The organism is Gammaproteobacteria bacterium (genome assembly GCA_027296625.1).
Taxonomy (GTDB): domain Bacteria; phylum Pseudomonadota; class Gammaproteobacteria; order JAKEHO01; family JAKEHO01; genus JAKEHO01.
This window is the reverse complement of sequence record JAPUIX010000013.1, coordinates 1-13,817: the sequence shown is the minus strand read 5'-3', so window position 1 is coordinate 13,817 and position 13,817 is coordinate 1. Positions and strand designations below refer to the sequence as shown.

At 53.2% G+C, this 13,817-nt stretch carries 15 protein-coding genes and 1 tRNA gene; all 16 read left to right on the top strand.

The features are described 5' to 3' along the window. Positions 1-2 precede the first annotated feature (2 nt). Positions 3-689: a triose-phosphate isomerase gene (gene tpiA / locus O6944_00595; GenBank protein MCZ6717651.1), complete on the top strand. Its 687-nt coding sequence runs from the start codon at positions 3-5 to the stop codon at positions 687-689. Positions 690-695: 6 nt separating this feature from the next. After that, positions 696-1,082 carry a preprotein translocase subunit SecG gene (secG, locus tag O6944_00590; protein MCZ6717650.1) on the top strand — a complete coding sequence of 129 codons (387 nt, stop codon included), beginning with the start codon at positions 696-698 and terminating at the stop codon, positions 1,080-1,082. A 75-nt stretch (positions 1,083-1,157) separates the two neighbouring features. Next, positions 1,158-1,242: transfer RNA gene (locus O6944_00585), tRNA-Leu, on the top strand. A 279-nt stretch (positions 1,243-1,521) separates the two neighbouring features. Next, the gene (locus O6944_00580; GenBank protein MCZ6717649.1) at positions 1,522-1,878 is read left to right on the top strand and encodes an NADH-quinone oxidoreductase subunit A; all 357 of its coding nucleotides are present in this window, start codon (positions 1,522-1,524) and stop codon (positions 1,876-1,878) included. Further along, on the top strand, positions 1,869-2,345 hold the full coding sequence (locus O6944_00575) for an NADH-quinone oxidoreductase subunit B (protein MCZ6717648.1): 477 nt from the start codon (positions 1,869-1,871) through the stop codon (positions 2,343-2,345). Before O6944_00580 ends, O6944_00575 begins: the two co-directional genes overlap by 10 nt. Positions 2,346-2,366: 21 nt before the next feature. Beyond that, a complete protein-coding gene (locus O6944_00570; GenBank protein MCZ6717647.1) occupies positions 2,367-3,062 on the top strand; it encodes an NADH-quinone oxidoreductase subunit C in 696 nt (231 codons plus the stop codon). Then, the gene (locus O6944_00565; protein ID MCZ6717646.1) at positions 3,055-4,308 is read left to right on the top strand and encodes an NADH-quinone oxidoreductase subunit D; all 1,254 of its coding nucleotides are present in this window, start codon (positions 3,055-3,057) and stop codon (positions 4,306-4,308) included. Before O6944_00570 ends, O6944_00565 begins: the two co-directional genes overlap by 8 nt. After that, positions 4,308-4,805, top strand: coding sequence for an NAD(P)H-dependent oxidoreductase subunit E (locus O6944_00560; GenBank protein ID MCZ6717645.1), 498 nt, complete (start codon positions 4,308-4,310; stop codon positions 4,803-4,805). The genes O6944_00565 and O6944_00560 overlap by 1 nt, the downstream gene beginning before the upstream one ends. Next, a complete protein-coding gene (gene nuoF / locus O6944_00555; GenBank protein ID MCZ6717644.1) occupies positions 4,802-6,109 on the top strand; it encodes an NADH-quinone oxidoreductase subunit NuoF in 1,308 nt (435 codons plus the stop codon). The genes O6944_00560 and nuoF overlap by 4 nt, the downstream gene beginning before the upstream one ends. Positions 6,110-6,132: 23 nt before the next feature. After that, a complete protein-coding gene (gene nuoG, locus O6944_00550) occupies positions 6,133-8,523 on the top strand; it encodes an NADH-quinone oxidoreductase subunit NuoG (GenBank protein ID MCZ6717643.1) in 2,391 nt (796 codons plus the stop codon). Positions 8,524-8,541: 18 nt separating this feature from the next. Then, entirely contained in the window at positions 8,542-9,615 is a 1,074-nt protein-coding gene (gene nuoH / locus O6944_00545; protein MCZ6717642.1) for an NADH-quinone oxidoreductase subunit NuoH, read from the top strand. Positions 9,616-9,629: 14 nt separating this feature from the next. Then, positions 9,630-10,118 (top strand): NADH-quinone oxidoreductase subunit NuoI, encoded by a 489-nt coding sequence (nuoI, locus tag O6944_00540; GenBank protein MCZ6717641.1) that lies wholly within the window; start codon positions 9,630-9,632, stop codon positions 10,116-10,118. A gap of 15 nt (positions 10,119-10,133) precedes the next feature. Further along, on the top strand, positions 10,134-10,736 hold the full coding sequence (locus O6944_00535) for an NADH-quinone oxidoreductase subunit J (GenBank protein MCZ6717640.1): 603 nt from the start codon (positions 10,134-10,136) through the stop codon (positions 10,734-10,736). A 181-nt stretch (positions 10,737-10,917) separates the two neighbouring features. Then, positions 10,918-11,223 (top strand): NADH-quinone oxidoreductase subunit NuoK, encoded by a 306-nt coding sequence (nuoK, locus tag O6944_00530; GenBank protein MCZ6717639.1) that lies wholly within the window; start codon positions 10,918-10,920, stop codon positions 11,221-11,223. Next, positions 11,224-13,230, top strand: coding sequence for an NADH-quinone oxidoreductase subunit L (gene nuoL, locus O6944_00525; protein MCZ6717638.1), 2,007 nt, complete (start codon positions 11,224-11,226; stop codon positions 13,228-13,230). After that, positions 13,230-13,817, top strand: a 588-nt coding sequence (locus O6944_00520; GenBank protein ID MCZ6717637.1) for a proton-conducting transporter membrane subunit, incomplete at its 3' end; no start/stop codon positions are given. The genes nuoL and O6944_00520, both read left to right, overlap by 1 nt.

The window sequence follows — 13,817 nt, the reverse complement described above, 5'->3', positions numbered from 1 at the left end:
TGATCGATGGTATTAAAGAGGGGATGGCATCTGTGAAAAAGACAGATGCGGCTGTGTGTCCACCATTTATTTATTTGCAGGAGGTGTCGGAACGGCTTGTTGGGACCGAAATCGCGTTGGGCGCACAGAACATTTTCCATGAGCAAGCTGGCGCCTTCACGGGTGAGGTGTCCGCTGAAATGCTCAAAGATTATAATTGCACATATGTGATCGTCGGCCATTCCGAGCGGAGATTGCTTTTTGGAGAGACCGATGAGGTGGTGATGAAGAAGTTTGCCGCCGCTCAACGCGCAGGTCTTACACCGATTCTTTGTGTCGGTGAGCGCTTGGAAGAGCGGGAGTCAGGGCTCAAGGAAGGGATCGTGGCCCGTCAGTTGGATGCCGTGCTCGAGCCTTTAAAAGTCGACGCCTTTCGGCATGCCGTTATTGCTTATGAACCTGTGTGGGCTATCGGTACCGGAAAGACGGCGACACCAAATGAAGCGGAAATCATGCACGCCTTTATTCGGGAAAGGTTGGCTCGAGCGAACTCGGACGTTGCGGAAAATCTCCGGATACTCTACGGTGGCAGCGTCAACGCCGCCAATGCAGATTCCCTTTTCGAGCAGGCGAATGTAGATGGTGGATTGATCGGTGGCGCATCGCTTGACGCCGAAGAGTTTCTCTCTATCTGCCGCGCAGCGGAGTAGTTTTGAATGTTTATCCTCACGGTTTTAGTCGTCGTTAATGTAGTGCTCGCGTGCTGTCTGATCGGATTGATCTTGCTTCAACACGGTCGGGGAGCAGACGCGGGCGCGGCGTTCGGTAGCGGCGCATCATCGACAGTATTTGGTGCTAGAGGCTCGGCCACGTTCCTAACAAAGACCACCGCCGTTCTTGCGCTGGTGTTTTTTTCAAACATCTTGTTCTTGACCTACTTGACGAGTCAGGTCATGGAAGAGAAGAGTGTAATGGACGAGGGGATCCTACCGGGCGAAGCACCCACGATCGTGGAGCCGCCGCCCGTACCGGACGGTTTCGTAGGCCCGGAAGAGACAGCACCCGCGGAGCGTTCCGATCTGCCCGCCCTCCCGGACGAGTAGCGTCACGAACAATGTGTGCGGCCTTTGGGCGTCTGCTCGGAGCAGCGCTGGGCCGCCATTGAAGATCGTTTATTCGCCGATGTGGTGGAATTGGTAGACACGCCGTCTTGAGGGGGCGGTGGCGCAAGCCGTGCCGGTTCGAGTCCGGCCATCGGCACCATCCTTACATCCTTCTATTCAACCTGTCGAGAACTCATAAGGCGCCTCAGATCTATCGATAGCGTGCGAGTGGCCCCTCGTCATGCAAGGCCATTGTAACTGTGGAGCGCCGAGCACGGCCTTGACGAGTGTTCGGTAAAGCCCCGAACGAGCCGGGGCCATGTTCATGCACGCAAAAGTTCAATATAATTAAGTCATTGAATCGTAGTTGCGCCCGTGAGGGGGCTTTCCTAGGCGCAACAAATGACGTTTAGGGTATTATTTTGGCGTTCGGAGCCTCATGCTCAGCAACTATTTGCCAATTCTTATCTTCATCATTGTGGGACTGCTTGTCGGTGCCGCTCTTATTTCTATTGGGTCCCTGCTAGGACCAAAGCGGCCTGATAGTGCGAAGCAATCACCTTACGAATGTGGCTTTGAGGCTTTCGAAGACGCCCGCATGAAATTTGACGTGCGTTATTTCCTTGTGGCGATTCTATTTATTATTTTCGATTTGGAAATCGCATTTCTGTTTCCCTGGGCCGTGGTGCTCGATGAGATTGGCCTGTTTGGTTATTTCGCGATGATGATTTTCTTAGGCGTTCTGGTTGTTGGTTTCATATACGAGTGGAAAAAGGGGGCGCTGGAATGGCAGTAGCGGGGACACTCCAGAAAGGCGTCATCACCACGAGCGTTGACAAGGTGATCAATTGGGCTCGCACCGGCTCCATGTGGCCCATGACCTTTGGTCTCGCCTGCTGCGCGGTTGAAATGATGCATGCAGGTGCCGCGCGCTACGATTTGGATCGCTTTGGGGTCCTCTTTCGAGCGAGTCCTCGCCAGTGTGATGTGATGATTGTTGCCGGGACGTTGGTTAATAAGATGGCCCCCGCGTTGCGCAAAGTCTATGACCAGATGGCAGAGCCTCGCTGGGTGATTTCAATGGGATCCTGCGCCAACGGAGGCGGATACTATCATTACTCTTATGCGGTCACGCGCGGCTGTGATCGCATCGTCCCTGTGGACGTCTATGTGCCTGGCTGTCCTCCCACCGCTGAAGCGCTCTTGTATGGAGTGATCCAGCTTCAAAACAAGATCAAGCGCGCCAACGTCATCGCTCGCTAAACTTTTTAATCATTGAACAAGATGGCTGATTCAGTTCAGAACCTTGCTGCACGCGTAGACCAGCACTTTGCGGATAAATTAAGCCGCTGCACGGAGGCCGTGGGTCAGGTTACCGTTGAACTGCCTGCGAAACATCTGCTCGAGGTCTGTCGAGCGCTCCGCGATGAGCCGGATTTTGCCTTTGAGCAACTGATGGATCTTTGCGGTGTGGATTATTCTGCATACGGTGTGGCCGATTGGGAGACCACAGACGCGAGTGAATCTGGATTCAGTCGCGGGGTAAGCCAGGCAGTCCACAAGGAGGCGGTAGAAGAGCATCCGCAGTTTGCCGTGGTCTATCATTTGTTGTCGATAAAACTTAATCAGCGTCTTCGTCTTCGTTGCCTCACTGAAGGTGACCCGCCAAAAGTTGATTCCGTTGTCGACGTCTGGGCCTCCGCGGACTGGTACGAACGCGAGGCCTTTGATTTGTTTGGCATCCTGTTTGCGGGCCATCCCGATCTGCGACGTATCCTGACCGACTACGGCTTTGTCGGCCATCCTTTTCGCAAAGATTTTCCGTTGGTCGGCAATGTGGAGGTGCGTTACGACCCGGAGAAGGAGCGGGTGGTTTACCAACCTGTCACGATTGAGAATCGAGTATTGGTGCCGAAGGTGATCCGGCATGATCCACTCCACACTGGTGAAGACGGTAACGGAGAAAATGATCATGCCTGAGATCCGTAATATGACGATGAACTTTGGGCCTCAGCATCCAGCGGCGCACGGGGTTTTGCGTTTGGTACTCGAAATGGATGGAGAAGTCATCGAGCGCGCTGATCCGCACATCGGGCTTTTGCATCGGGCGACTGAAAAGCTTGCTGAGAGCAAGCCCTACAATCAGAGCATTGGCTACATGGACAGGCTCGACTATGTGTCAATGATGTGCAACGAACACGCTTATGTCCTGGCCATTGAACGTCTTCTTGGGGTTGAGCCGCCGATTCGCGCACAGTATATCCGCACACTTTTTGATGAGATCACCCGGATCCTGAATCACTTGATGTGGTTGGGCGCCCATGCATTGGATATCGGCGCGATGACGGTTTTTTTGTACGCCTTTCGCGAACGCGAAGACCTCCTGGACTGCTACGAAGCCGTCTCCGGCACGCGCATGCATGCCACCTATTACCGCCCTGGCGGCGTGTACCGGGATCTGCCGAATGTCATGCCGCAATACCAGGCTTCCAAGTGGCACAACGAGAAGGACGTCAAAAGGCTTAATCGGAACCGGCAAGGCTCACTCTTGGACTTTATCGAGGATTTCGTGGAGCGGTTTCCCAAGTGTGTGGACGACTACGAGAGCTTGCTCACTGAGAATCGTATCTGGAAACAGCGCACCGTGGATATTGGGGTCGTTTCCGGTGAACGTGCGTTGCAGCTTGGCTTCAGCGGCCCCATGCTGCGCGGCTCTGGAATTGCCTGGGATCTCAGAAAGAAACAGCCTTATGCGGCCTATGACCAAGTCGATTTCGACATCCCCGTCGGTCGCAATGGTGATTGTTATGATCGTTATTTGGTGCGCATTGAGGAGATGCGCCAATCAAACCGAATTATCAAACAGTGCATTGATTGGCTCCGTGAGCACCCAGGTCCGGTTGTTATCGAGGACTATAAGCTGGTACCGCCGCGCAGGGAAGACATGAAAGCCGATATGGAAGCGCTAATTTATTCCTTTAAGCTATTTACTGAAGGCTATTGTGTTCCGGAAGGTGAAGTTTATGCCGCCGTTGAACATCCGAAGGGGGAATTTGGCATCTATCTCGTGTCCGATGGTGCAAACAAGCCTTATCGTGTGAAGATTCGTGCAGCAGGCTTTGCCCATTTAGCCGCACTTAACGAGATGGTTAAGGGGCATATGCTCGCGGATGTAGTTGCCATTATTGGTACGCAAGATATTGTTTTCGGGGAGATTGACCGTTAATGGAAAAATCTAAAAGCGAACAATTATCGACACATGTCCGCGACGTGATCGACGACGCATTAACAATGTATCCCCCGGAACAAAAGCAGTCAGCTGTGTTAACAGCGCTCCGGGAAGTTCAGCACGAGAATGGTGGATATTTGACGACGGAGTTCTTGGACGCCGTAGCGACGTACCTCGATATGCCGCCGATTGCGGTCTATGAAGTTGCTACGTTTTATTCAATGTTCGAACTGAAGCCCGTTGGGCGACACAGCATTTCGGTGTGCACGAACATCTCCTGTATGCTCCGCGGTGCGGACGACATCGTTGCATACATTGAAAATAAACTGGGAACCAAGACAGGCGAAAGTACCTCGGATGGGCGGTTTTATTTAAAGCAAGAGGAAGAGTGTCTTGCTGCCTGCTGTGGCGGGCCCATGATGATGGTGGATCACAAGTACTATGAGAATCTGACGCTAGAGAAGGTGGATGAGATCCTGGATAAGATCGAATGACTATCCAAAACGAAGTCTGTTTTAGAACGCTTCAGTTTGATGAGCCCTGGGCCTTGGAGAACTACTACAAGGTAGGTGGTTATGAGGCGTGGAAGAAAATTTTGAATGAGAAGATTCCACCTGAGCAGGTCATTGAGGAGGTCAAGACGTCTGGTCTTCGCGGCCGGGGTGGTGCGGGATTTCCCACGGGCCTTAAGTGGAGCTTTATGCCTAGAGCTGCCCCGATGCAGAAATATGTGATTTGCAACTCTGATGAAAGCGAGCCCGGTACCTGCAAGGATCGGGACATCCTGCGTTTCAATCCTCACGCATTGATTGAGGGCATCGCGATTGCTGGATATGCGATGGGGGCTACCATCGGTTACAACTACATCCGCGGCGAGTTCATGGATGAACCCTATCGGCGCATCGAGAACGCGATTGAGGAAGCTTGTCGTGAGGGCTATCTCGGCAAGAATATTCTCAATTCCGGCGTGGACTTCGATCTGTACAACCATCTTGGTGCAGGAGCCTATATCTGTGGTGAGGAAACGGCGCTGTTGGAATCGTTGGAAGGGAAAAAAGGCCTGCCTCGCTTTAGGCCACCGTTTCCGGCCAGCCATGGTCTTTATGGGAAACCGACCACCATCAATAACACGGAAACTTTTGCCTCTGTGCCAATGATTATTACCAACGGCAGTAAATGGTTTGCTGAACTTGGCAAGCCGAACAGCGGTGGGACCAAGTTGTTTTCGGTGAGTGGCCATGTTAACCGTCCAGGGAATTTTGAAGTCAGATTAGGGATCTCATTTGCTGAGCTGTTAGAGATGGCGGGTGGTATGCGAGAGGGAAGGGCGCTAAAGGCCGTTATTCCGGGCGGCTCGTCTGTTCCCGTGCTGCCGGGCGACGTGATGATGGAAGTCAACATGGACTATGACTCGATCCAAAAGGCGGGTTCAATGTTGGGCTCTGGTGCAGTCATTGTGATGGATGACACAACCTGTATGGTGCGGCTACTTCAGCGAATTTCACGTTTCTACTATTCGGAGTCTTGTGGGCAGTGCACGCCGTGTCGCGAGGGGACAGGTTGGCTGTACCGCGTCCTAACCCGAATCGAGAATGGCCAGGGCCGCCATGGAGAGCTGGACATGCTGATTGATGTGGCAAACAAGATCGAGGGACGGACGATTTGTGCGCTGGGCGACGCCGCAGCCTGGCCGGTGCAGAGCTTCATCAAACACTTTCGCGATGAATTTACCTACCACATCGACCACAAGAAGTGCTTAGTTGGGCCGGGCAGCTTGAGGGCGAATGCGGCGGCGTGATTAGCGCGGAATGATCACGAGATATGACCGAGAGCCACGTTAACATCGAGATCGATGGCAAGCCGCTGCAGGCACGCAGGGGCTCGATGCTGATCGAGATTGCAGATGCCAATGGCATCTATATTCCGCGCTTCTGTTACCACAAGAAGTTAACCGTGGCGGCCAATTGCCGCATGTGCCTTGTTGAGATTGCGAAGGCCCCTAAACCGTTACCTGCCTGTGCGACGCCAGTAACAGAAGGCATGAAGGCGTACACACGTTCCAAGCTCGCATTAGATTCTCAAAAAGCGGTGATGGAGTTTTTACTCATTAACCACCCGCTTGATTGCCCGATTTGCGATCAGGGGGGCGAGTGCGATCTGCAAGACCTTGCCGTCGGATATGGGCGAGTTGTTTCCCGTTATCAAGAGAAGAAGCGAGTGGTGAAGGATAAGGATATCGGACCGCTTGTGCAGACGGATATGACGCGCTGCATCCATTGCACCCGTTGTGTCCGGTTTGGCGAGGAGATTGCGGGACTCAGGGAACTCGGCGCGACCGGTCGGAGTGAGCACATGGAGATCGGCACCTATGTCGAAAAGAGCATGGTCTCCGAGCTGTCGGGCAACGTCATAGACCTATGTCCTGTGGGCGCGCTGACGTCGAAACCGTTCCGCTTTTCCGCCAGGGCCTGGGAGATGGTCCAACGCGAGACCATCGCGCCGCACGATTCAATTGGATCCAACCTGCAAGTACACATCAAGGAAGGCCAGGTCAAGCGAGTCGTTCCGGCAGAGAACGAGGCGATCAACGAGATGTGGATCTCGGATAGGGATCGCTTCAGTTACGAAGGGCTCTACAGTGCTCAACGCTTGACAGTGCCGATGATCAAGCACAACGGCGAATGGCGCGAGGTCGACTGGGAGACGGCGCTGGATTTCGTTAAGGATGGCATACAGCAGATCATCGATGCAGAAGGCGCTGATGAATTGGGAGCACTGGCGTCACCTTCTTCAACGCTGGAAGAGCTTTACCTTTTGCAAAAACTGATGCGTGCCATCGGTTGTCACAATGTGGATCATCGGCTGCGTCAGTATGATGTCAGTGATCAAGAAGACGCCCCATTGTTTCCATGGTTGGGTCAGTCGATTGCCGATCTCGAACAGTGTGATGCGGCCTTGCTAATTGGCAGCCACGCACGGAAGGAACAGCCGATCGCCAATCATCGTTTGCGAAAGGCTGCCATGCGGGGCGCCGCTATCATGTTGGTCAACCCGCTCGATTTCGATTTTAACTTGCCGATCAGAGAGAAGGTCATCGCCCCACCATCCGAGTTACCTGTTGTGCTCGCGGGCATCGCCAAGGCCCTTTTGGATCTTAACGGCAGCGCCTATGGCCCGGTGGATGGGCGACTGCGCGACTTACTTGCCGGGGTCGAGGTCGGAGCCGAGGCGCGTCGGATTGCAGAGGCGCTCAAGACCTGCAATCAGGGCACAGTACTCGTGGGGAATTTGGCCGCGGCGCACGTAGAGGCCGCGAGCTTGCGTGCGCTCGCAAGCGTCGTTGCCGAGTTAAGTGGCTGTGCGTTTGGGTACCTCGCTGAGGCGGCCAATTCTACCGGGGCTTGGCTTGCAGGCGCACTGCCGCATCGTGGCCCGGGTGGGGAGGCGGTCACGACGCCGGGCTTGAGCGCGCATGCCATGTTGGATCAGGGGCGGAAAGGCTATGTGCTCGTGGGAATTGAGCCCGAGCTCGATTGCTGGGATGGGCGGGCGAGTCTGAAAGCGCTAGACGCTGCACAGTTTGTCGTGTCACTGACGGCGTATCAAACGCCAGAGATGGATCGCTACGCCTCGGCGCTGCTGCCTATCGCCCTTTTTGCGGAGACCTCCGGGAGCTATGTGAATACCGAAGGCACGTGGCAGAGTTTTGCGGGCGTCGTGGCTCCGCCCGGTGAGGCGCGGCCGGCATGGAAGGTGTTGCGCGTGCTTGGCAACGTTTTTGAACTCGCGGGGTTTGAGTACCACGCATCGCTCGAGATCCGCGATGAGTTAAAGGCGTTGGTTGGTGAGGCGCCGCCCTCGACTCATGGTCGCTGGCGCTTGCCCTCCCGCCTCCGTGTGCGTGTTGATGGGTTGGAGCGCATCAGTGAGGTGCCCATGAATTCGCTTGACCCCTTGGTCAGGCGCGCGCCAGCCCTGCAACAAACCCGGGATGTCGCCGATGGCGCCCTTCATATGAACGGTCATGCGGCGCACACATTGGGCCTTGTTGAAGGGGAGCACGTTCGAGTGCAAGCAGGTGATGGCAACGTCACGCTGCCAGTTGGCATCGATGATCGCGTGCCAGATGGCTGTGTGCTTGTCCACGCGGCACAACGAGCTAGTGTGGAACTCGGCCCCTGGTACGGACCGGTAACACTTAAAAGGGACTGAGGTCTATCGGAGACGGCCATGGTTGAGGTGTTAAGCGGCATTTGGCAGGGATCCCCCGAGGACCTTCGGATCGTCATCATCATTCTGCTTAAGATCATTGCGATCTTGATTCCGCTCATACTCACTGTTGCTTATTTGACCTTTGCCGAGCGCAAGATCATCGCCTATATGCAGGTGCGAATTGGCCCCAACCGGGTTGGTCCCCGTGGTTGGTTACAGCCTATTGCTGATGTCTTCAAGCTCTTTCTCAAGGAAATCATCATGCCAACGGGTGCCAACCGGTACCTCTTTCTACTGGCGCCGATTCTGGCCATCGCGCCGACGCTCGCCGCTTGGGCGGTGATCCCGTTCGATGACGTGAGGGTGTTAGCGGATATCAACGCGGGATTGCTTTACATACTCGCGTTGACGTCGCTTGGCGTATATGGGGTGATCATTGCCGGCTGGGCATCCAATTCGAAGTACGCCTTTTTGGGTTCGATGCGGGCGGCCGCACAACTTGTGTCCTATGAGATTGCCATGGGTTTTGCACTTGTTGGGGTGCTCGTGGCGGCGGGCAGCCTCAATCTGCAGGAGATCGTGCTAGCGCAGCGGGGGAGCATTTTTCACTGGTTCTGGCTGCCCTTGCTACCAATCTTTGTTGTCTATTTCGTATCCGGTGTTGCAGAAACCAACCGTGCTCCCTTTGACGTCGCTGAAGGCGAATCCGAGATCGTCGCGGGTTTTCATGTGGAGTACGCTGGCATGGGCTTCGCCGTTTTCTTTCTAGCCGAGTACGCCAACATGATCCTGATCTCAATACTGGTCGCGGTGTTATTTCTCGGCGGATGGTTGTCGCCTCTGGAAGGTTTACCGGCATCGATATTTGAAATCCCCTTCGTCGGCGCTTTATTGGGCCCTGGAATGCATTGGTTGTTCTTGAAGGCCTGTATTTTCTTGTTTCTCTTTCTTTGGTTCCGGGCGACTTTCCCGCGTTATCGTTATGATCAAATTATGCGCCTCGGTTGGAAGGTGTTTATTCCCATCACCATTGCCTGGATAGTCGTCATTGGCGCGATGAGCATGGTAGCAGTACCACCCTGGTTTGATTGACAAGTTGTCGCATCATGCAGGCCATTAAAAACTATTTGAGAAGTTTATTGCTCTGGGAGCTAATCCAAGGTTTGCGGGTAACAGGCCGTCATTTGTTTCGCCGCAAGATCACCGTGCAGTACCCGGAGGAGAAAACGCCTCAATCACCGCGGTTTCGGGGCCTGCACGCGTTACGGCGTTATCCCAATGGCGAGGAGCGATGCATCGCATGCAAGCTTTGCGAAGCCGTGTGTCCAGCCGTGGCGATTACCATCGAGTCGGCGGAGCGGGAAGATGGTACCCGCCGTACGACTCAGTACGATATTGATCTGACGAAATGCATTTTCTGTGGCTTTTGCGAGGAGTCGTGTCCTGTCGATGCAATTGTTGAAACACGCTTTTTTGAATATCACGGAGAAAAACGTGGAGACCTCTTGATGACAAAGGAACGTTTGCTAGAAGTAGGAGATTTAATGGAAGAAGAGATCGCTAAAGACCGTGCAATGGACGCAACGTATCGATAGAAAGATAGGTAAATAATGACTGAACAAATCATTTTCTACGCTTTGGCAGTGATACTGATATTCGCCGCGAGTATGATGATCACCGTTCGAAATCCAGTGCGCGCAGCGTTGTTTCTTGTGCTCGCTTTTTTTACTAGTGCTGCGATATGGCTACTGCTGGAAGCCGAGTTTCTAGCGATCGTGTTGGTGTTGGTTTACGTGGGCGCAGTGATGGTGTTGTTTCTTTTCGTCGTGATGATGCTAGACATCAATCTCGCGCCGCTGCGCGAAGGGTTTGCGAGATATTTGCCGGTTGGTTTACTGGTCTTTCTGTTGATGGTGGTGTCGATGGCGCTTGTGGTCGGCCCGCGCTATTTCGGTGCCGATCGGTTCGAAGCGCCAACGCGCCACGCTGCAGACTACAGTAACACCAAGGAACTGGGCGGTGTGCTGTACACGGACTATGTGTACCCATTTGAGATCGCCGCTGCGATCTTGCTGGTCGCCATCGTTGCTGCAATTGCCCTCACGCTGCGCAGACGTCCTCATATCAAGGCACAGAAGCCGGAAGTGCAGATCGCAGTACGCAGGGAGGACAGAGTCAAATTAGTCAAGATGACGAGCGAGAAGAAGAGCTAATCGTCTTTCCAGTAATTGCGTAGTATCACTGCCGCAATTCTTAGGCGGCAGTTTGGGGAGAGGTGAGTCTTTTGGGGCTTAAAGCGGGGATGAAAGTCTAATGATGCCAAACACTGCGCACGTTATTTCAGTCAGGAAAGTGTGTACGTGACGTTAGAAAACGATGAGCTCGATGGAATCAATGTTATCGCTTTCAGATTTTTTGGTCTTAGGTGCCATCCTTTTCTGTCTTAGTATTGCGGGAATATTTCTGAACCGCAAAAACGTGATTATTCTGTTGATGTGCATTGAACTCATGTTGCTTGCTGTCAACATGAATTTCATTGCTTTTTCCTACTTTCTTGGCGATATCGCCGGTCAGGTTTTCGTATTCTTCATTCTCACGGTTGCGGCGGCGGAGTCAGCGATTGGCCTCGCAATCCTCATGGTTCTGTTCCGCAACAGAAATACCATCAACGTGGACGATCTCGATACCCTGAAGGGTTAGATGGCGGAGTATATGCAACACGTCTATCTCGGTGTCGTTCTTGCGCCCTTAATTGCGTCTATCGTTGCAGGCCTGTTTGCTCGGAGGATTGGGCGCGCCGGCGCCCATTGGGTAGCCATCGTCGGTATTGGTATTTCCTTTGTCCTTTCATCAGTGGCGTTCAAGCACATTGTCATTGATGGGGCCGAACCATTTGACGAGGCAATCTATACGTGGCTGGTCAGTGGTGATACCCGCCTTGTGCTCGGTTTTCTCATCGATAAGCTATCGGTGACGATGATGATGGTAGTGAGCTTTGTCTCCTGGATGATCCATATCTACACGATCGGTTACATGCGCGATGATCCCGGCTACCAACGATTCTTTAGTTACACGGCACTGTTTACCTTCTTTATGCTGATGTTGGTGATGGCCAACAACTTCCTGCAACTGTTTTTCGGTTGGGAAGGTGTAGGTCTTGTGTCGTATCTGCTGATTGGATTCTGGTTTAAGAGGGAGTCGGCGAATCAGGCGAGCCTGAAGGCATTTCTTGCCAATCGCATAGGTGATTTTGGATTCGTATTGGGCATTGCAGCGATCATGATGTATTTCCATACACTGGACTATTCCCAAGTATTTCATCAGGCGCCAAGTATGGCCAATACCACAATCGAAGTCTTTCGAGGTGCGGATTGGTCATTGATGAGTGTGATCTGTGTTCTCTTGTTCATTGGGGCAATGGGTAAGTCGGCCCAAGTACCCCTGCACGTGTGGTTGCCGGATTCCATGGAAGGCCCAACGCCCATATCCGCGTTAATCCACGCGGCCACCATGGTAACGGCCGGTATTTTCATGGTGGCGCGGATGTCGCCGTTGTTTGAATTGAGTGACGCCGCACTGAGCTTTGTCATGTTGACCGGTGCGGTAACCGCGTTATCCATGGGCTTGATCGGCATCGTACAAAATGATGTCAAGCGGGTAATTGCTTATTCAACCCTGTCTCAACTGGGTTATATGACAGTTGCACTGGGTGCGTCTGCCTATTCAGCAGCCATCTTCCACCTGATGACACACGCATTCTTCAAGGCCTTGCTGTTCCTGGGCGCAGGTTCGGTCATTATCGCCATGCACCATGAGCAGGATGTGCGCTACATGGGCGGCTTGAGAAAATATATGCCCGTGACCTGGATTACAGCATGGATAGGAACACTGGCATTGGTTGGTTTCCCGTTTTTTGCCGGTTTCTATTCCAAGGATGCGATCATAGAGGCGGTAGCGGATTCACATCGCTGGGGTAGTGGTGTGGCTTATTACGCCGTTGTTGCCGGCGTGCTGGTCACCGCCATCTATAGCTTCAGATTGCTGTACCTCACATTCCATGGCAAAGAGCGCTTTGAAGTAGTTCACGATGCCGGTGATCATCCGCCATCGGGGCAGCTTGCGCATGCACCGAAGGAATCGCCGCTGGTTATAACCATACCGCTGATAGTGCTGGCCATTCCTTCCATCATCATTGGCTGGATGACCATCGAACCCGTGTTGTATGGTGGCTGGCTCGACGATTCCATTTTCGTGCTCGAGAAAAACAATGTTTTGGCGCAACTGGGTGAACACTTTCATGGCGCAACGGCCATGGCCATGCACGCGATACAAACCCTGCCATTCTGGTTGATGATCACCGGTCTGGCCTTGTCGACCCTGATATATTTGTTCAGACCGGCGATTGCAGACAGGCTACGAAACCGCATGCCATTTTTGTATCGCCTGCTTGATCACAAATATTACTTTGATGAGTTCTACCAGAAAGTCTTTGCACAAGGCAGTATCAGACTGGGACAAAACCTGTGGCATAAGGCTGACGCGGGCTTTATTGATAACGGTATTGTCAATGGCTCGGCGCGCGTGGTTGAGTGGCTGGCAGCGCGGGCACGTCGCTGGCAAACCGGATTACTGTATGACTATGCGTTTGCCATGATTATCGGACTGATTGGAATATTGGCAGTCTGGGTAGCGATGGTACCGCGATGATGAATGAGACTTCGCACGGATTTCTCCTCAGTACATTAATCTGGTTGCCCATCATGGGTGCAGTGGTCGTGGTGATGGCCGGTGCGCACCGTCCAGCGATGGCAAAGGGGCTGGCGCTGGTCATCTCATCCGCAACATTTGTGTTGGGCTTGCCGCTGTTCTTTTCGTTTGATACTGCCACGGCCAGCATGCAATTTGTCGAGTTGCGGCCCTGGATCGAAACCTTCAATATCCAGTATTACCTGGGCGTCGACGGCTTTTCCGCACCGTTGATACTGCTAACGCTATTCTTTGGCGTGCTGGTGGTGATCGCAGGCTGGAGCTCAATTCAGAAAAACGTCAATCAATATATGGCTAACTTCCTGGTGATGGAAGGTTTGATGATCGGTGTGTTTTCTGCCCTCGATGGCCTGCTTTTCTACGTGTTTTTTGAAGCCATGCTGATACCGATGTTCCTGGTGATCGGTATATGGGGCGGGCCGCGTCGGGTCTATGCAACCATCAAGTTCTTTTTATACACCTTTCTCGGTTCGGTGTTCATGCTGGTTGGATTGATATACCTGTATATCCAGTCCGGTAGCTGGGAC

Excerpts from the sequence above, each read along its gene's own strand:
- nuoF (MCZ6717644.1), top strand. The coding sequence starts at position 4,802 with ATGACTATCCAAAACGAAGTCTGTTTTAGAACGCTTCAGTTTGATGAG.
- O6944_00570 (MCZ6717647.1), top strand. The coding sequence starts at position 2,367 with ATGGCTGATTCAGTTCAGAACCTTGCTGCACGCGTAGACCAGCACTTT.
- O6944_00565 (MCZ6717646.1), top strand. The coding sequence starts at position 3,055 with ATGCCTGAGATCCGTAATATGACGATGAACTTTGGGCCTCAGCATCCA.
- O6944_00535 (MCZ6717640.1), top strand. The coding sequence starts at position 10,134 with ATGACTGAACAAATCATTTTCTACGCTTTGGCAGTGATACTGATATTC.
- O6944_00560 (MCZ6717645.1), top strand. The coding sequence starts at position 4,308 with ATGGAAAAATCTAAAAGCGAACAATTATCGACACATGTCCGCGACGTG.
- O6944_00575 (MCZ6717648.1), top strand. The coding sequence starts at position 1,869 with ATGGCAGTAGCGGGGACACTCCAGAAAGGCGTCATCACCACGAGCGTT.
- nuoK (MCZ6717639.1), top strand. The coding sequence starts at position 10,918 with ATGTTATCGCTTTCAGATTTTTTGGTCTTAGGTGCCATCCTTTTCTGT.
- secG (MCZ6717650.1), top strand. The coding sequence starts at position 696 with ATGTTTATCCTCACGGTTTTAGTCGTCGTTAATGTAGTGCTCGCGTGC.
- nuoI (MCZ6717641.1), top strand. The coding sequence starts at position 9,630 with ATGCAGGCCATTAAAAACTATTTGAGAAGTTTATTGCTCTGGGAGCTA.
- nuoG (MCZ6717643.1), top strand. The coding sequence starts at position 6,133 with ATGACCGAGAGCCACGTTAACATCGAGATCGATGGCAAGCCGCTGCAG.
- O6944_00580 (MCZ6717649.1), top strand. The coding sequence starts at position 1,522 with ATGCTCAGCAACTATTTGCCAATTCTTATCTTCATCATTGTGGGACTG.
- nuoL (MCZ6717638.1), top strand. The coding sequence starts at position 11,224 with ATGGCGGAGTATATGCAACACGTCTATCTCGGTGTCGTTCTTGCGCCC.
- nuoH (MCZ6717642.1), top strand. The coding sequence starts at position 8,542 with ATGGTTGAGGTGTTAAGCGGCATTTGGCAGGGATCCCCCGAGGACCTT.